Annotated in this window: 17 protein-coding genes and 2 tRNA genes; 4 read left to right on the forward strand and 15 right to left on the reverse strand. The window is 64.8% G+C overall.

Annotated elements, in window-relative coordinates:
* Positions 1–14: 14 nt before the first annotated feature.
* Genes JOF46_RS02510 through JOF46_RS02520 form a run of 3 tightly spaced genes read right to left on the reverse strand, consistent with a single transcriptional unit; the run spans position 15 to position 1593 of the window.
* Positions 15–665, reverse strand: a complete 651-nt coding sequence (locus tag JOF46_RS02510) for an anthranilate synthase component II (RefSeq protein ID WP_209905880.1) — start codon at positions 663–665, stop codon at positions 15–17.
* Positions 662–829, reverse strand: coding sequence for a hypothetical protein (locus tag JOF46_RS02515; RefSeq protein ID WP_181578423.1), 168 nt, complete (start codon positions 827–829; stop codon positions 662–664). The genes JOF46_RS02510 and JOF46_RS02515 overlap by 4 nt, the downstream gene beginning before the upstream one ends.
* Positions 830–840: 11 nt before the next feature.
* A complete protein-coding gene (locus tag JOF46_RS02520; RefSeq protein ID WP_209905881.1) occupies positions 841–1593 on the reverse strand; it encodes a class E sortase in 753 nt (250 codons plus the stop codon).
* A gap of 183 nt (positions 1594–1776) precedes the next feature.
* On the opposite strand from JOF46_RS02520, the gene JOF46_RS02525 reads away from it, so the two are divergent.
* On the forward strand, positions 1777–2028 hold the full coding sequence (locus JOF46_RS02525; protein WP_113763715.1) for a cell division protein CrgA: 252 nt from the start codon (positions 1777–1779) through the stop codon (positions 2026–2028).
* A gap of 233 nt (positions 2029–2261) precedes the next feature.
* Positions 2262–2768: a DUF3817 domain-containing protein gene (locus JOF46_RS02530; protein WP_209905882.1), complete on the forward strand. Its 507-nt coding sequence runs from the start codon at positions 2262–2264 to the stop codon at positions 2766–2768.
* A 30-nt stretch (positions 2769–2798) separates the two neighbouring features.
* On the opposite strand, the gene JOF46_RS02535 is transcribed toward JOF46_RS02530, so the two are convergent.
* Positions 2799–3341, reverse strand: a complete 543-nt coding sequence (locus JOF46_RS02535) for a DUF4442 domain-containing protein (RefSeq protein WP_209905883.1) — start codon at positions 3339–3341, stop codon at positions 2799–2801.
* A 53-nt stretch (positions 3342–3394) separates the two neighbouring features.
* Complete coding sequence (locus JOF46_RS02540) at positions 3395–4303, reverse strand: ArgP/LysG family DNA-binding transcriptional regulator (protein WP_209905884.1); 909 nt, start codon at positions 4301–4303, stop codon at positions 3395–3397.
* 72 nt (positions 4304–4375) lie between these two features.
* Between JOF46_RS02540 and JOF46_RS02545 the strand changes: the two genes are divergently transcribed.
* Complete coding sequence (locus tag JOF46_RS02545) at positions 4376–4993, forward strand: LysE/ArgO family amino acid transporter (protein ID WP_342592337.1); 618 nt, start codon at positions 4376–4378, stop codon at positions 4991–4993.
* 40 nt (positions 4994–5033) lie between these two features.
* Here JOF46_RS02545 and JOF46_RS02550 read toward each other — a convergent pair whose 3' ends face one another.
* The 3 genes from JOF46_RS02550 to JOF46_RS02560 all read right to left on the reverse strand — a co-directional run bounded on the left by JOF46_RS02550 (position 5034) and on the right by JOF46_RS02560 (position 8249).
* Positions 5034–5999: a GNAT family N-acetyltransferase gene (locus JOF46_RS02550; protein WP_209905886.1), complete on the reverse strand. Its 966-nt coding sequence runs from the start codon at positions 5997–5999 to the stop codon at positions 5034–5036.
* 580 nt (positions 6000–6579) lie between these two features.
* Entirely contained in the window at positions 6580–7443 is an 864-nt protein-coding gene (locus tag JOF46_RS02555) for a rhomboid family intramembrane serine protease (protein ID WP_209905887.1), read from the reverse strand.
* A gap of 260 nt (positions 7444–7703) precedes the next feature.
* Positions 7704–8249 (reverse strand): peptidylprolyl isomerase, encoded by a 546-nt coding sequence (locus JOF46_RS02560; protein ID WP_209905888.1) that lies wholly within the window; start codon positions 8247–8249, stop codon positions 7704–7706.
* Positions 8250–8506: 257 nt separating this feature from the next.
* Here JOF46_RS02560 and JOF46_RS02565 point away from each other — a divergent pair, with 257 nt between their 5' ends.
* The gene (locus JOF46_RS02565) at positions 8507–9418 is read left to right on the forward strand and encodes a YtxH domain-containing protein (RefSeq protein WP_209905889.1); all 912 of its coding nucleotides are present in this window, start codon (positions 8507–8509) and stop codon (positions 9416–9418) included.
* Between the two features lie 103 nt (positions 9419–9521).
* Here the strand turns inward: JOF46_RS02565 and JOF46_RS02570 are convergent, their stop codons facing one another.
* From JOF46_RS02570 to gyrB, 7 genes are all read right to left on the reverse strand, one after another.
* Positions 9522–10433, reverse strand: coding sequence for a DMT family transporter (locus JOF46_RS02570; RefSeq protein WP_209905890.1), 912 nt, complete (start codon positions 10431–10433; stop codon positions 9522–9524).
* A 124-nt stretch (positions 10434–10557) separates the two neighbouring features.
* A tRNA-Ala gene (locus tag JOF46_RS02575) sits at positions 10558–10630 on the reverse strand.
* A gap of 8 nt (positions 10631–10638) precedes the next feature.
* Positions 10639–10755: a DLW-39 family protein gene (locus JOF46_RS02580; protein WP_209905891.1), complete on the reverse strand. Its 117-nt coding sequence runs from the start codon at positions 10753–10755 to the stop codon at positions 10639–10641.
* 41 nt (positions 10756–10796) lie between these two features.
* Positions 10797–10870, reverse strand: a tRNA-Ile gene (locus tag JOF46_RS02585).
* A gap of 122 nt (positions 10871–10992) precedes the next feature.
* Positions 10993–11568: a DUF3566 domain-containing protein gene (locus JOF46_RS02590; RefSeq protein ID WP_071216214.1), complete on the reverse strand. Its 576-nt coding sequence runs from the start codon at positions 11566–11568 to the stop codon at positions 10993–10995.
* Entirely contained in the window at positions 11565–14255 is a 2691-nt protein-coding gene (gene gyrA, locus JOF46_RS02595; protein WP_209905892.1) for a DNA gyrase subunit A, read from the reverse strand. Before gyrA ends, JOF46_RS02590 begins: the two co-directional genes overlap by 4 nt.
* A gap of 59 nt (positions 14256–14314) precedes the next feature.
* On the reverse strand, positions 14315–16408 hold the full coding sequence (gyrB, locus tag JOF46_RS02600) for a DNA topoisomerase (ATP-hydrolyzing) subunit B (RefSeq protein ID WP_342592338.1): 2094 nt from the start codon (positions 16406–16408) through the stop codon (positions 14315–14317).
* Positions 16409–16617: the final 209 nt, after the last annotated feature.

The following is a 16617-nucleotide window of genomic DNA, read 5'->3' on the forward strand; positions in this document are numbered from 1 at the left end:
CTGTGGATCCCGGCTCAGGCCCCGGCATCCCGGATCAACGGGCTGAGCGTTGCCGCATGCGCTGCCGCTCCGGCCAGGCCCAGGGATTCGAGCCAGTTGCCCAGCATCTGGTAGCCGCCCTCGGTGAGCACCGACTCGGGGTGGAACTGCACACCCCACAGGGGCGCGTCGCGGTGGGCCAGGCCCATGATGACGCCGTTCTCGGTCTCCGCGGTGATCTCCAGGATCTCGGGGATGCTCGATCGCACGGCGGCCAGCGAGTGGTACCGGGTGGCGGTGAAGGGGCTGGGGATGTGCGCGAAGACCGGGTGCCCGTGGTGGAAGACCGGGGAGGTCTTGCCGTGCATCAGCTCCTCGGCATGCGTGACAACCCCGCCGTAGGCCTCGGCGAGGGCCTGGTGGCCCAGGCAGACCCCGAGCATCGGCTTCCGCTGCTGCCCGCACCACTTGATCACCTCGATGCAGACACCTGCCTCGGCCGGGGTGCCGGGCCCGGGGGACACCAGGACGCCGTCGCGGGCCTGCGCCAGTTCAATGACCTCGGCCAGGGACAGGTCGTCGTTGCGGATCACCGTGGTCTCGGCGCCCAGCTCCTGCAGGTACCCCACCAGGGTGTAGACAAAGCTGTCGTAGTTGTCGATCACCAGGATCTTCGGGGCGTTCACAGCAGCATCAGGCCAATCGTTGATTCGGTCCAGGGGCTGTACTGGCTCAGCCACGGGAAGACATAGTTCATCAGCAATAGTACGACGCCGGCGACCAGCGCCAGTGCCACGATGATGCGGAACCACAGGGGACCGGGCAGGGTCCTGAAAATCCATGCGTACATGTTTCGGTGTCCTACTTTTCCATCGTCTTTGTCACCAGGTCGGCGATTTCCGCCGGGGGACCTGCGTCGGCCGGACGCCAGGATTCCAGCTCCGCGTACGCGATGATGCGCATGCGGGTGGTGAAGGGCGGGTGGCAGCTGGTCATCGTCAGCATCGAGGTCGTGGGCTTGGCACCCGGTTCGTGTGGCACCGGCAGCAGCACCTCGCCCTGCGAGGGGTGCACGATCTCGGTGTCGCGCCATTCATAGGTGTAGAAGCCCTTGCGGGTCTGCAGGTAGATCTTGTCCCCGGCCTGGAACTTGTCGATGTTCCAGAACACCTGGCCGTGGGTCTGGCGGTGGGCGGCAACGGCGAAGTTCCCGAGCCCGCCGGGCTCCTGGGTCTCGGGGTAGTGGCCGATGCCGACGTTGTTGAGCACGTCCATGCCCACGCCGTTGGTGACAGGGTGCGCGAAGTTGCTGCCGAAGCGCGGGATGTAGAAGACACCGAAGGTTTCCCCGTCGGGGATCGCGGTGATGGGGGCTGGGCCGAAATCCTTTTCCGGAGCGCCGGTTCCGTCCCCCGGACCCACCTCGAGGCCCTGGACGAATTCCGAGGTGACTTGCGTCTGCGCACGATCCGCGTCGATGTTGGTCCAGCACAATTCCCAGCCCACAAAGAGCAGCAGGATGATGCCAAGGGTGATGAGGATTTCACCGAACCCGCCCAGCAGGCGCTGGCCCACCGTGGGCCTGGTCCGCGCCCGCACTGCGGATCGAGTCATGCGAACTTCCCTCACTGCCACCTGGGACGCCGCGAAACCCGGCGGCGTCCAGTTTGAGCGGATAGTATTGGATCAAAGCGTGACGTTGGGAAGCAGTTCCCCAACGGCGCACACTTACCTAGCCTACCGTTTGGACACGTGCTCGTTGGATCGTGTCGGCGGCAGAAGACCCAAGGAGCAGCAGTGCCTGAATCCAAGACTCGTCGGAAGAACCGCAAGCCACAGGGCGGCAGCAACACGGCGGCCTACGACAAGCCGATGCCCAAGTGGTACAAGCCGGTCATGTTCGGGCTGATGATCCTGGGACTCATCTGGATCATGGTCTACTACGTTGCCCAGACCGCGTTCCCGATCCCCGGCATCGGCGGTTGGAACATCGTGATCGGCTTCGGCATTGCCATGGTTGGTTTCTTCATGACCACGGGGTGGCGCTAGCACCCGGCCCTCGGGCCCGAGATGCAGCCCGCCAACCCGGCCACCGGTCGGCTCCCGAAGTCACCGACGGCCTGCACGCCGCAGGCCATGCCGTAGGCGACCGCGATACCTGAACCGGGTTCCCGCCCAGGGGAACACCCGCTGCTCCCGCAGGAATTTCGTTCCAAGGCCCGGCAGTTCCCCCTCCGCGTGCACCGTTCACGCCAACTTCCAGAAAGGCACGCCAAACACCCATGGTTCGCCCCGATATTGCCGGAACCCCCTCGGCCACCACCTCCTCCAAGCTCTCCCCGAAGCGCCTGTACGGCTTCCTGGCCGCCGCTGAAATGGTCACCTGGGCGTTGCTGATCATCGCCATGGTCATCAAGTACGGCGTGGGACCGGAAATCTTTGTCCGCATCTTCGGCATGTTCCACGGCGTGGTGTTCATTGCCTACGGCCTGGTGACCATCTTCGTCTGGGCCAATGAGCGCTGGAGTGCCGGACGTGGCATTCTTGGCCTGGCTTCCGCGGTGATTCCCTTCGCCACACTGCCTTTCGAGCGGGCGATGTTGCGTCGCGGGCTGCTCAGCGACACCTGGCGCCTGGCCCCGGGCGGGGACGCGCCGCGGGGCCCCATCGAGAAGGTCCAGGCCCTGGCCCTGCGCAGCCCCTGGCTGGCAGCGGTGGCGGGCGTTGTCCTGGTTGCCGCCATCACCGCGGTGCTGCTGTTCATCGGTCCTCCCGGCGGAGGAAACTAGCACGACATCGATGGTGCGCCGGGTACCCGCTCAGGCAGTTTCCGGCGCCGGGACCTTGGACCGGACGTAGACTTCCTTGCGCACCGTCGCCACGATCCCGCCCGACGCGTCAAGGATGTCGACGGAGAACCACGTTGTTGCCTTTCCGTCCCGGGCCACTTCTTCCCTGAGCTGCTCCAGCTGCGCCAGGTCGAGCTGAAAGCGGCAGGTCAACGTCCCGCTTCCGGGCTTGCGGAAATCGATCTCGCCGCTCTTGTCCCACACGATGTGCCCGGGTCCGATGTTGTGCAGGACCATCATCATCCAAAACGGATCGGTCATCGCGAACAGCGAACCTCCGAAGTGGGTCCCGACGTAGTTCATGTTCCAGGGGCGTTGGCGCAAGAGCACCGTGGCACTGCGCCAGTCGGCGGAAATGTTCTTGACCTTGATGCCCGCACCCCAGAACGGTGGCCAGAGGGACATCCCGTGCCGCACCACCGTGGGGTTTCCCGCGATCCTTGGCATGGCCGTTCGCGCCCGGTTGAGGATCGAGGCCGCGGACCTGGGCCTGGCGGTGTTCCGATTGTCCATGGCCCCAGCGTAGCCGCGGTGTTTACCCGGCAGTGGCTTCTGTCCCCGGGGCGTTACCGCTCCCGGTCCAGCCCGGCGTTCCCTGACGCCTCCAGGACCAGCGCCGTGAGCAGGTCCAGGGCCTGGGAGGGGACCTTCCAACGTTGCCAATACAGCCGCACCTCGCTGGTCCACGACTCGTTGAGGCTTACCAGCGACCCGTCGGCGGGTTCCTGGATCTCGGGAATCATGCCCCAACCCAGCCCGGCCGCCACGGAGGCAACATAGACGCGGGAATCCGGGACAAAGTGCTCCACCGGCGCCACCGGGCGGGTGCCGCCAATGATTTTTCGGCGAAGCCCTCGTTGCAGGCCGTCGGTGCGGTCGAAGCTCACCATGGGTGCGGCCGCAAGTTCGGCGCGGGGGTCGGTCCCCGGCAGCCAGCGGTCCCGGAATTCGGGGGTGGCCATCGCCCGGTAGCGCATTGCTCCCAGGTGCACCGAGGAGCATCCCTGGACCGGGGTGCTTTTGGTGGTCACCACGCCCATGACCTGTCCCGAACGAAGCAGCTCCGTGGAGTGCGCCTCGTCGTGGCGCAGGATCTCGCAGGTCATCAGTTCCTGGTCCGCCAAGCCCCGGAGCACCGGGACGAACCAGCTGGCCAGGGAATCGGCGTTCACCGCAATGCTGAGTTCGGTGCGGCGGGGAGCATGGCCTGCGGCGGATTCCAGCCCGAGCGCCCGGTGCGCCTCGGTGGAAAGCATGTGGATCTCGCGCGCCAACCGGAGCAGGACGTCCCCGCTGCCGGTGGTGCCAATCGGTCGCGAGCGAATGAAAAGGACGCTGCCGGCCTGCTTTTCCAGGGCCTTGAGCCGCTGGCTCACCGCAGAGGCCGTGATGTTCAGTTCCCTTGCCGCCCGTTCCAGCGTTCCGGCTTCGACGACGGCCTTGAAGGTCTGCAGTTGTTCCGCGGGGAAGTCCATAGTTAGAAATCCTAATGGACGCTAAGAATCTTTAGCTCGACACGTCTTTGGCATGACGCCTAGGCTCGGTTGGTGACCTTCTTCCCCTTTATATCCGGCCTGGCCACGGGCCTGTCCTTGATTGTTGCCATTGGTGCACAGAACGCTTTCGTCTTGCGCCAGGGCATCCGGCGCGAACATGTTGGGACGACGGTGTTGATTTGCCTGGTCTCCGATGCGCTGCTGATTTTCGCTGGAATTGCCGGGCTTGGCGCCCTGCTGGCGGTGGCCCCGTGGTTCATTTCCGTCGCCCGGATCGGCGGGGCAGCCTTCCTGCTTGCCTATGCCTTCTTTGCGGCTCGCAGGGCCTTCAGCCCATTGGGGATGGAAGCCAGTGTCGTCCTGACACCGACCCCGCGCCGCACGGTCGCCCTCACGGCCCTTGCCCTGACGTGGCTCAATCCCCACGTGTACCTGGATACCGTGATCCTTCTCGGTTCCATCGCCTCGGCCCAGGGCGGCACCGGGCGCTGGGTCTTCGGCGCCGGCGCGGCATTGGCCAGCGTGCTGTGGTTCGCCGGGCTGGGTTTCGGTGCGCGCTACCTGCGGGGGTTCTTCGCCAACCCGAGGTCCTGGCGGGTTCTTGATGGGGTCATTGCCACCCTGATGACAGTGCTGGCCGTGTCGCTGTTGCTGCCGCTTCTGGGCTGATGGCCCAACGGGCTCCGCTTCCGAGGCACCCAGTGGCTCCTCAGCGCGCCGTGACGGTCTTTCGGTAGACCGTCCCGCTGCGGACCAGCTGGAATCCCAGCCGCTCGTAGAGCCCCAGGGCCCCCGTGGGGCTCTGGGCGTCCACCGACAGGTCCACCTTGGTGAATCCGTCCTCGAAGGCCGCAGCGACCACCGTGGAGAGCACCCATGCCGCATACCCGAGGCCCCTGGCGGCGCGGGCGGTGCCCACGCGGGAAATGTACAGCTCCCTGGCGACCCATTCGGCGCCCAGCACGTGGCTGAGGGCCCGTGCCGGCCGGTCCTCTCCGTGGCCTTCGAGCAGTACCCGGGAATAGTTGCCCCTGAACGAGCGCGCGTCTGTCATCGCCGCCCACTCATCCGCGCTCTTGGGGGCCGAGCCCCAGTGGTCGGCGAATGCCTCGTTGTCCAGGAGCCTGACGGCTTCGGCAATGCCGGGGGAGTATGGAACCAGCACGGTGTCCTCCGCGACGCTGGCCGGGTGGCGATGGGGCAGGAAATCACCCGGCGCCAGGGTCATGTCCTGGAAAAAGCGCGCCGGCTCATAGCCGCGTGCCACCGCCATCTCCCCGGCACTGTGCCCCGGGGCGTTTCCCCACACGTCGATGGTGTAGTCGACACCGGGGTGTCGTTCGGCCATTTTTTCCCCGGCCCTGGCTTCAAGCACGTCCATGACCAAGGTTCCATGGCCCCGGCGCCGGTATTCGGGGGAGATTCCGCCGCCAATGGATACCCGTCCGCGTCCGTCGCGCAGTTGCTCCCCGAGCCGAAGCTGTCCGAAACCCACCATGGTGTCGTTGTCCCACAAACCGAGGGTGTCGCGTGCCGGATCGACGCCCGGTTCATTGAGCTCCTCCAGGAGGTCTTCGGCTTCGTAGAATTCATCGGTGTCGTCGACTGCAGCCAGCCTGTTGGTCAGATCGGTCCACGCGCCTACGTGCTCAAGGTGGATCCAGTCCTGGTGCATCGCGGCTCTCCCCTGGTGTTGTGGATTCGCGCGGCCGTGCCGGCACGGCCGCTGAAATACAGCTTTCCAGCTTTCCCCCATCCTGCACAGGTGGGCGCGGCCACGGAATCGGGTGAAACTTAGGAACATGCTGTGCACGAAGGTTATCCACAGGTGGGGATAAGGCTGTGGGTTTCGCCTCGTTTGCGCCCAGATCACCGCGCTTGCGCGGCTTCGGCCATTGTGAATTACATGTGCGTAAGTTATTAACACTGTGGATAAGCAGTGTGGACAACGGGACCGAGCGGGACCGTAAACCCCTCCACTTCCGCGGAACCGCGCGGATTAGGTAATACTTTCGAAGAGTGGCCCCGGTCGGTGTTCGAACGAAGGGAAACGGCGCTGCACAGGTTGTGCACTAAGTTATCCACAGGTGTGGATGAAATTGTGCATATTCGTTGAAAACTGTCTGAAACCAGAGCGGACCGGCGTCAGCGCGGGCGCTGGAGCCGGTCCGTTGCGGGTGAATTACATGGTTGTGAGTTATTAACAGTGTGGATAACCCATGTGGACAACTTTTGTCCCACTCGTGCCGATACGGCTATCCAACTCGAACGTTGACGGCCCCGTACAAAGTCAAGGCCACCAGCAACAACGCCAGCAATGCTGTGCCTGCCCATTGCATCGCTGCCTGCCTGGGTCCCTTGGGCGCATAGGCCATGACGGCCGCCGTCGCCGCGCCCAAGACCAGCCCACCCACGTGGGCTTCCCAGGCGATTCCCGGGAAAATGAAGCCGATGGCCAGGTTGATGGCGATCAGGATGACGATCTGCATCGACTGGACACCGCGCGAACGCAACAGCACGAACATTGCCGCGAACAGCCCAAAGACCGCGCCCGAGGCACCCAGGACCGGTACCGTCGGGTCGGTGATCAGAAGCACCGCAACGGATCCGCCCAGGCCCGCCACGAGGTACAGGGCCAGGAAGCGCAGCCGCCCCAGCATCGGTTCGAGCACGCGTCCACAGATGTACAGCGCGTACATGTTGAACGCGATGTGCCCGATGAAGGAGGTGGAGTGGGCAAAGATCGAGGTGAGCATGCGCCACGGCTCTGGCTCGAAGTATCCGCTGGTGTACAGGCCCGCATAAACCAGGTGGCTGGTGAAGCCCGGGATCGTCATCTGCAGCGCGAAGACCACGGCGTTGATCGCCATCAGCACGTAGGTGACGATGGGACGGCCGTCTGTGGCCTTGCCGCCGAAGGCCGTCCGGGTGCCGGGGATCTGCTTGTTGGCTTCGCGCACGCAATCCACGCATTGGGTTCCGACCGCGGCAGTCACCTGGCATTCCGGGCATGCCGGGCGGGAGCACCGCTGGCAGGTGACATAGGAGATCCGGTCGGGGTGCCTGGGGCATACCGGGGCCTGCGCGGCCTGGTTCGGGTTGGACAGTCCATAGGACATGGAAATGATGCTCCTGTGTAAGTACGCTCATGGCCCCGATGGCACGGAGCCGGTCTTTGGTTCCCTTGGTGCCCCGCTCGGCTGGGCCTCGGCACCTGGCCGGTTGCGGGATTCACCTGCCCATTGATGCAAAACGGCCCCATCCACCCACGCCACCCACGCCATTCACTTTGCGACCGCGAGGTGAACAACAAACGGGCGGGGCGGTCGATGGGGCCGTCCACGATCAGCGGCGCACGAGGTGCGCCGGAACCACGTGCCTAGACTGCAGCGACGTCGATGCTGCTGATGACGACGTCTTCCAGCGGCTTGTCGCGGCCATCGGTCGGAACGACGTTCAGTGCGTCAACCAGCTTGCGCGAGGCCTCGTCGGTAACATCGCCGAAGATGGTGTGCTTGCCCTGCAGCCAGGTGGTCGGGATCGAGGTGATGAAGAACTGGGACCCGTTGGTGCCCTGGCCCATCTGGATGCCGGCGTTGGCCATGGCCAGCTTGTACGGTTCGCGGAAATCAAGCTCGGGGTTGATCTCGTCGTCGAAGCGGTAGCCCGGTCCGCCGGTGCCCTGGCCCAGCGGATCGCCGCCCTGGATCATGAAATCGGAGATGATGCGGTGGAAGATCGTGCCGTTGTACAACGGGGTGTTGACCTTCTCCTCGCCGCTGCGCGGGTCGGTCCAGGTCTGCTCGCCGTTGGCCAGGCCAACGAAGTTCTTCACGGTCTTGGGGGCGTGGTTACCGAACAAGTTCACGACGATGTCGCCCAAGTTGGTGTGGATGGTGGCTGTGTGCGTTGGGATTGCAGTCATGCAGTCATTCTTCCATGAGCGCTTGAACCGCCGCTGCGAATGGCTACGCGCTCAGTGAACACGGCTACACGTTTGTTTATATGCCGTGCAGGTAATGGCCGCAGGCCAAGTGGAGGTCGTAGGCTGGGACGAAGCATCCGAAACGATCAAAGGGGTTCACTGTGAAGTCAGAACGTATCGCTCGAGACTTTGGTGAAAGTGTTGCCACCGGCGCCGAACAGGCATTGGATTGGGCAGCACCAAAGGTGGACACGGCAGTGAAGTGGGCCGTTCCGCGCATAGAAAAGGGCATCGAGACGGCAACCCCGAAGATCCAAGAGGGCTTGAACTGGGCTGCCCACGAGCTGTCCGAGACCGTTGCCAAGGTCAGCCCCCTACTCCAGGAATCCCTTGAAAAGGTGGGCCCGCGGCTCTCCGCAGCCATTGACGAGGCCACCCCGCGGGTCCAGAAGGCCGTTGACCGCGCCACCCCGGCATTGAACGAGGCCATCGAGAAGGCAGCGCCTGCACTCAGCCACGCCCGCGACGTCGTGCTGAACGAATACCTGCCGACCGCCAACGAAAAAATCGGCCAGGCGGCCGAATTCACCACACGCAAGCTTGAACAGGCCAAGTCCTCCGAGGCACTGCACCAGGTAGCCGACAAGCTCACGCCCAGTGCCGAAACGGTCCAGCGTCTCAAGAACACGGCAAGTGCCGCAGCCGGGACCGTCAGCATGGAGATTGAAAAGGTGCAGAAGCCAGCGAAGAAGAAAAAGGGCTGGCTCGTCATTGCCGTCATTGCCGCAGCCGGTGCAGCCGCCGTAGCCGCCTGGCGCGCTTCCAAGCCCATCGACGATCCGTGGAAGACCCCGGCACCGGTGGAACCGACCACCGTTCGCGCCAGCGGCCCGGTGGATGTCCCGGCAAGCGTTGAAGAGGTCCGCGAGGAAGTGGCATCGTCCGCGGCGCAGGCCAAGGCCAACGTCGCCGAGGCAACCGAGGCCGCCAAGGAGACGGTGGCCGAGGCCAAGGAGAAGCTTTCCGAGAAGGCAGAGGAGCTGTCCGAGGCCGCCACCACAGCCAAGCACAAGGCCGAGGCCGCCGGTGATGCGGGCAAGGCCGCCGCTGCCGACGAGGCCGCCAACGCCGATTCCTCCCCGAAGCCGGGACCGCGCACCAAGAAATAACCCGTCCTCGTGGGATCGGCCGCCGATGCCACGAGAACAAGAACCACCCACAGGGCAGCACGTGCCCCGTGCGCGGCCTCCGGGAACCCGGGGGAGCGTCGGGTCAGGTGTTGCCCTGTTCCTTTGCCAGCGTGCCAGCGGGGGCCGCGGCACGGGCCTGGGCGCGGCCCTGCCCGCGCACCACGAAGAACAACCCCGCAAGAATGATGACCAGCCCCGCGACGGTGCCCGCCGGCAGGACCTGGCCCAGGAACAACGCTGCCAGCAGCGCGGCACCGGGGATCTCCAGCAGGATCAAGGTCGACACCGTCAGCGGCCCCAGCGAGGTCAGCAAGTGGTTCAGGGCCGTGTGCCCCAGGACCTGGGAGCACAGCGCCAACGCCAGGATGCCGATCCATCCGTTCAGGCTGAATCCCCACACCGGGGCGCCCGTCAGCAGGCACATCACCAGCAGGAGGACCGAGGTCATCCCGTAGCAGATGGTCGTGTAGGAACTGGTGCTCATCGTGGCCCGGGCCTTGGAACCGGAAAGCGTGTAGGAGGCGGCCAGCACCCCGCCAATGAGCGCCAGCCCGTCGCCGATCAGCGCCTCGGTCCCCGACCCGATGTCGAACCCGGTGATCACCACGACCCCGGCGAAGGCCAGCAGCACGCCCACTCCCACGCGCCAGCCGTACTTGGTTCCGCGCAGCGACTGGAACATGGCGATCCATGCGGCCTGCAGGCACACCAGCGCCGTGGACGCCGCCACGGTGGTCATGCGGATCGAGGTCATGAAGAAGGCAAAGTGCAGGGCCAGCGAGAGTGCCGCCAGGGCGGTCCAGCCCCATTCCTGGCGCCGCAGCCGGCCAAAGGTGCGTCGCTCGTTCACCAGCGCGGGAACGGCCATGACGGCCGTGCCCACGGCATTGCGCCACAGGGCCATCGAAAGCGCCGGGACGGCGGGAAACGCGGCTATAAGTGGTCCCGACGCGGCAACGCCCAGGACGCCCACGAGGGCCAGAAGAAAGGTCACCCAACCACTCTATGGGGTTTTGCGGGCCCCCCTTGAAGGGGGGTGTGGGCGGTCCCCCAAAAAGTGGGGGACCGAACTTAACGCGAAAAGGCCCGGAACTTTCGTTCCGGACCTTTTCCTTCGGTGGAGACTAGGGGGGTCGAACCCCTGACCTGAAGCTTGCAAAGCTACCGCTCTACCAACTGAGCTAAGTCCCCGTATGAATTCAGTTTACCTTATCGGTACCCTGACTCCAGGTGGCCTTTTCGGCCGAAGATTCCTTGTATTTCCGATAACCAATAATGCCTGCGGCTACTGCCACCAACACCAGAAACTTCCGCATGGGAATTTTCCTTTCACCTACCGGTCGGACGAGGGAATCCGTGGGCGTACCTGGACTTGAACCAGGGACCTCTTCGTTATCAGCGAAGCGCTCTAACCGCCTGAGCTATACGCCCTCTTTGTTCCCGCTGGGAACGAGATAAAACTTTACCCGAGAAATGGCCAAAGAAACAAATCGGCCCTCGAAGCACCCTTCACAAGGGGCTTCGAGGGCCGACTATTGGCGTGTTTCCGCGAATTAATCGTCGGTGAGTGTCACACCGATGCCGCCAACCAGGGTCGAGGAGAGGTTGTAGAGCACCGCCGCGAGCATCGAGAGCGCCGTGAGCAATACCACATTCACCACGGCGATGATGGTGGCGAACGAGGCGACCTGGCCGAGGGATGCGATCTTCATCAGGTCGAATCCGCCTTCGGTGCCGACGATCTCGCCGACCAGGCCGTTGATCGACGCGAAAATCCCGGTCAAATCAAGAACCGACCAGAAGACCACTGAAGCAACGACGGTCACGATGCCCAGGGCCACCGACAGCAGGAACGCCATCTTCAACACCGACCAGGGGTCGACCTTGGAAATGAGCAGGCGGGCCTTGCGGACCTTGGCCTTGGGGGCCGGGCGGACCAGCTGCTGCGGGCGCGGCGCCCCGGGGCGGGGAGCGCCTGCGGGTCGCTGCTGCGCACCTGCGGGGCGCGGTGCCGTGCCCGGTCGCGGCGCTCCTGCGGGACGCTGGGCGCCTACGGGTGCCTGTCGTGGCGGTGCGGGACGGGTGCCACCAGTGCCGCCCGCCGGGCGGGGCGTATTCGGGGTGCTCACGCGTTACCTCCGTCGTTGGTGGCCTCGTCGTCATGCCCAAGGTTTTCCTCGGTTCCCGCGGGGTTTTCATCACCCGGCAGGGCCTCGGAGGCCGTTTCTTGTGTCTTTTCCGCGTTCAACGGTACTGCATCTTCCTCGGGATTCTCTCCGAGGCCGCGTTCGGTGTTCTTCGCAACGGCGATGATGCGGTCCTTCTTGTCCGGCTTGGCAAAGATCACGCCCATGGTGTCGCGACCCTTGGCAGGAACCTGCGAAACGTCGGAACGGACGACCTTGCCGCCCTCCATGACCACCAGAACCTCGTCCTCATCATTGACAATCAGTGCGCCGACGAGGTCGCCGCGGTCCTCGGCGAGCTTGGCGACCTTGATGCCGATGCCGCCGCGGGACTGCACGCGGTATTCGTTCACGGAGGTGCGCTTGGCGTAGCCGCCCTCGGTGACGACAAACACATAGGAATCCTCGGAAACCACGTCCGCGGCGAGCAATTCGTCCTCGTTGCGGAACTTCATGCCGGTCACGCCGCTGGTCGCGCGGCCCATCGGGCGCAGTGCCTCGTCGGTGGCGGTGAAGCGCACCGACTGGCCCTTGCGCGAGACCAGCATCAGGTCGTCGGTCTCGGAGATCAGCTGCGCGGAGACGAGTTCGTCTCCCTCGCGCAGGTTGATCGCGATGACCCCGGCCGTGCGGTTGGTGTCGTAGTCGGCCAGCCGGGTCTTCTTGACCAGGCCGTTGCGGGTGGCGAGCACCAGGTACGGGGCCTGCTCGTAGTTGCGCAGGTCAAGGACCTGGGCAATGTGCTCGTCGGGCTGGAAGGCCATCACGTTGGCCACGTGCTGGCCCTTGGCGTCGCGCCCGGCCTCGGCGAGCTCGTAGCACTTGGTGCGGTACACACGGCCGTGGTTGGTGAAGAACAGCAGCCAGTTGTGCGTGGTGGTGACGAAGAAGTGCTCAACCACGTCGTCGCCGCGCAGCTGTGCGCCCTTGATGCCCTTGCCGCCGCGGTGCTGCGAGCGGTAGTTGTCGCTCCGGGTGCGCTTGACGTAGCCGCCGCGGGTGATGGTGACGACCATTTCCTCTTCGGGGATCAGGTCCTCGACGCTCATGTCGCCGTCGTAACCCATCAGCACCTTGGTGCGGCGGTCATCGCCGTGCTTTTCGACGATCTCGGCGAGTTCCTCGGAGATGATGGTGCGCTGGCGCTGCGGATCGGCAAGGATCGCCTTGTATTCGGCGATTTCCAGCTCGAGCTCGGAGTGCCGGTCCTGGATCTTCTGGCGTTCCAGGGCGGCCAGGCGGCGCAGCTGCATGTCCAGGATGGCCCGGGCCTGCAGCTCGTCGATGGACAGCAGCTCCATCAGCCCGTCGCGCGCGGCCTCGGTGGTGTTGGAGCGGCGGATCAGCGCGATGACCTCGTCCAGCGCGTCCAGGGCCTTGAGCAGGCCGCGCAGGATGTGCGCTTCCTCCTCGGCCTTGCGCAGCCGGTAGGCGGTGCGTCGGGCGATGACTTCCATCTGGTGGTTGACCCAGTGGCGGATGAATGCGTCGATGGACAGCGTGCGCGGCACCCCGTCGACGATCGCGAGCATGTTCGCGGAGAAGTTGGACTGCAGTTCGGTGTGCTTGTAGAGGTTGTTGAGCACGACCTTGGCCACGGCATCGCGCTTGAGCACGATGACCAGGCGCTGGCCGGTGCGGCCCGAAGTCTCGTCGCGCAGGTCGGCGATGCCGGCAACCTTGCCGTCCTTGACCAGCTCGGCGATCTTCACGGCCAGGTTGTCCGGGTTGGCCTGGTAGGTCAGTTCGGTGACGACCAGGCAGGTGCGTCCCTGCAGTTCCTCGACGGAAACCACCGCGCGCATGGTGATCGAGCCGCGGCCGGTGCGGTAGGCATCGGAGATGCCCTTGGTGCCCAGGATCATCGCGCCGGTGGGGAAGTCCGGGCCCTTGATGCGCAGCATCAGGGCCTCGAGCAGTTCCTCGCGGGACGCCTCGGGGTTTTCCAGGTACCACTGGACGCCGGAGGCGACCTCGCGCAGGTTGTGCGGCGGGATGTTGGTGGCCATGCCCACCGCGATCCCGGCCGAGCCGTTGACCAACAGGTTCGGGAAGCGCGCCGGCAGGATCGTGGGTTCCTGGTTCTTGCCGTCGTAGTTGTCCTGGAAGTCGACGGTGTCTTCGTTGATGTCCCGGACCATTTCCATGGCCAGCTGGGACATCTTGGTTTCGGTGTAACGCGGGGCGGCGGCGCCGTCGTTGCCGGGGGAGCCGAAGTTGCCCTGTCCCAGGGCCAGCGGGTAGCGCATGGTCCAATCCTGGATCAAGCGCACCAATGCATCGTAGATCGAGGTGTCGCCGTGCGGGTGGTACTGGCCCATGACCTCGCCGACGACGCGGGCGCACTTGTTGTACGAGCGGTCGGGGCGGTAGCCGCCGTCGTACATCGCGTAGATCACGCGGCGGTGCACGGGCTTGAGCCCGTCGCGCACGTCCGGCAGCGCGCGTCCCACGATGACCGCCATGGCGTAGTCAAGGTAGGAGCGCTGCATCTCGGTCTGCAGGTCGATCTGGTCGATCTTGTCGTGGCCGGTGGCAACCACGACGGCATCGTCGATCACCGCGCCCTCGATGGGTTCGCCGGTGCCTGCGGTGTTGTCCTGCGGGTTTTCGGGAGTCTGATCGCTCATCGATTTCTTCCTCTAGTCAAAAGTCTGTGTCTGAAACGCGTGTCGGCGGCGGGGCTGGACTAGATGTCCAGGAAGCGCACGTCCTTGGCGTTTTGCTGGATGAAGTTTCGACGTGACTCGACGTCCTCGCCCATCAGCACGGAGAAGATCTGGTCCGCCGCGGCGGCGTCGTCCATCGTGATCTGGCGCAGCGTGCGGTGCTCGGGATCCATGGTGGTGTCCCAGAGTTCCGAGTAGTCCATCTCGCCCAGGCCCTTGTAGCGCTGGATGCCGTTGTCCTTGGGCAGGCGCTTGGACTTCGCGGCGCCGGTGACCAGCGCGTCGTCGCGTTCCTTGTCCGAGTACACGTACTCGTGCGGGGAGTTGGACCACTTGATGCGGTACAGCGGCGGCATCGCCAGGTACACGTAGCCGTTTTCGATCAGCGGGCGCATGAAGCGGAAGAGCAGGGTCAGCAGCAGCGTGGTGATGTGCTGGCCGTCGACGTCGGCATCTGCCATCAGCACGATCTTGTGGTACCGCAGCTTGGCCATGTCGAATTCCTCGCCGATGCCCGTGCCGAACGCGGTGATCATGGCCTGGACCTCGGCATTGCCCAGCGCGCGGTCCAGCCGTGCGCGCTCGACGTTCAGGATCTTGCCGCGCAGCGGCAGGATGGCCTGGGTGTGCGGGTTGCGTCCGCGCTTGGCCGAGCCGCCTGCGGAGTCGCCCTCCACGATGAAGACCTCGCACTCTGCGGGGTTTTTCGAGGAGCAGTCCGAGAGCTTGCCGGGCATGCCGAAGGACTCCAACGGGGACTTGCGTCGGGCGTTGTCGCGGGCCTTGCGTGCGGCCATGCGGGCCTGCGAGGCCAGCAGTGCCTTGCGGATGATGTCGCGGGCGGTGTTCGGGTTGCGCTCGAGCCAGTCGCCGAGCTCGTCGTTGACCACGCCCTGGACGAAGCCCTTGGCCATCGAGTTGCCCAGCTTGGTCTTGGTCTGGCCCTCGAACTGCGGTTCGGCAAGCTTGACGGAAATGACGGCGGTGAGGCCCTCGCGGATGTCGTCGCCCGTGAGGTTGTCGTCCTTTTCGCGCAGGATCGTCTTCTCGCGCGCATAGCGGTTGATCAGCGAGGTCATTGCGGCGCGGAAGCCCTCTTCGTGGGTGCCGCCCTCGTGGGTGTTGATGGTGTTGGCATAGGTGTGCACCGACTCGGAGTACGAGTTGGTCCACTGCATCGCCACCTCGACGCTGATGCCCTTGGACGTGTCCTCTGATTCGAAGGCGATGACGTCCTCGTGGACGAGCTCGACCTTCTTGGCGGAGTTCAGGTGCTTGACGTAGTCCAGCAGACCGTCCTTGTAGAGGTAGTCCACGACTCGGTGCTTCGGGGCGGCGTCGTTGGCCTCGTCGGTGTCCGTCGCGATCTCGTCGCCGTCGTCGGCCAGCACCCGCTCGTCGGTGAGGGTGATCCGCAGGCCCTTGTTCAGGAATGCCATCTGCTGGAAGCGGGCCCGCAGGGTCTCGAAGTCGAAGTCGATCGAATCGAAGATCGATGCGTCCGGGTAGAACGTCTGGATGGTGCCGGTGTCCTCGGATTCCTCGCCCTTGACGAGGGTGCCCTGGGGCTTGCCGCCGTCCGCGAAGGACATGCGCCAGACATGGCCCTGGCGGCGGATCTCGGTGTCCACGCGCGAGGAGAGCGCGTTGACGACGGAGATGCCCACGCCGTGCAGGCCGCCGGAGACCGCGTAGCCGCCGCCGCCGAACTTGCCGCCGGCGTGCAGGATCGTCATGACGACCTCGACGGTGGGCTTGCCCTCGGTGGGGTGGATGTCCACGGGGATGCCGCGGCCGTTGTCTTCCACGCGGACGCCGCCGTCTTCGCGCAGGGCGATCTTGATGTGGTCGCAGTGCCCGGCCAGGGCCTCGTCGACCGAGTTGTCCACGACTTCGTAGACCAGGTGGTGCAGGCCGCGCGCCGAGGTGGAACCGATATACATGCCGGGGCGCTTGCGCACCGCTTCGAGGCCCTCAAGAACCGTGATGTCCTGGGCGCCGTAGGTGTGTTCCACCCTCCCGTTGACATGCTCTTCCGCCGGCGGGGCAGCGGGGGATTCGTCGGCCTGGACGGAATCGATTGGTTCCTGGGGTGTGGTGTTATCGGTAGACACAGGTGCTACAGACTCCTCAAACAGTGGAAGGCCGAACACCGAAGGTGTCCGATCATGAACCAGCGTCTTGTCGCACTGACAAAACGCCTGTACCAATTCTACCGCGTATCGCCAAAATAATCGGACATTGACCGGCGGCAACATGCCGCCAATGGCCGCCAAGCATACTTAGGAGCGATTGGTTCGGCCTCAAGTGGGGGGCTATGTGC

This window comes from Paeniglutamicibacter psychrophenolicus (assembly GCF_017876575.1).
GTDB classification, from domain to species: Bacteria; Actinomycetota; Actinomycetes; order Actinomycetales; family Micrococcaceae; genus Paeniglutamicibacter; species Paeniglutamicibacter psychrophenolicus.

Coding starts and splice junctions, on each gene's coding strand:
- JOF46_RS02515 (WP_181578423.1), bottom strand. CDS start 829: ATGTACGCATGGATTTTCAGGACCCTGCCCGGTCCCCTGTGGTTCCGC.
- JOF46_RS02520 (WP_209905881.1), bottom strand. CDS start 1,593: ATGACTCGATCCGCAGTGCGGGCGCGGACCAGGCCCACGGTGGGCCAG.
- JOF46_RS02530 (WP_209905882.1), top strand. CDS start 2,262: ATGGTTCGCCCCGATATTGCCGGAACCCCCTCGGCCACCACCTCCTCC.
- JOF46_RS02535 (WP_209905883.1), bottom strand. CDS start 3,341: ATGGACAATCGGAACACCGCCAGGCCCAGGTCCGCGGCCTCGATCCTC.
- JOF46_RS02540 (WP_209905884.1), bottom strand. CDS start 4,303: ATGGACTTCCCCGCGGAACAACTGCAGACCTTCAAGGCCGTCGTCGAA.
- JOF46_RS02550 (WP_209905886.1), bottom strand. CDS start 5,999: ATGCACCAGGACTGGATCCACCTTGAGCACGTAGGCGCGTGGACCGAT.
- JOF46_RS02555 (WP_209905887.1), bottom strand. CDS start 7,443: ATGTCCTATGGACTGTCCAACCCGAACCAGGCCGCGCAGGCCCCGGTA.
- JOF46_RS02560 (WP_209905888.1), bottom strand. CDS start 8,249: ATGACTGCAATCCCAACGCACACAGCCACCATCCACACCAACTTGGGC.
- JOF46_RS02580 (WP_209905891.1), bottom strand. CDS start 10,755: ATGCGGAAGTTTCTGGTGTTGGTGGCAGTAGCCGCAGGCATTATTGGT.
- gyrA (WP_209905892.1), bottom strand. CDS start 14,255: ATGAGCGATCAGACTCCCGAAAACCCGCAGGACAACACCGCAGGCACC.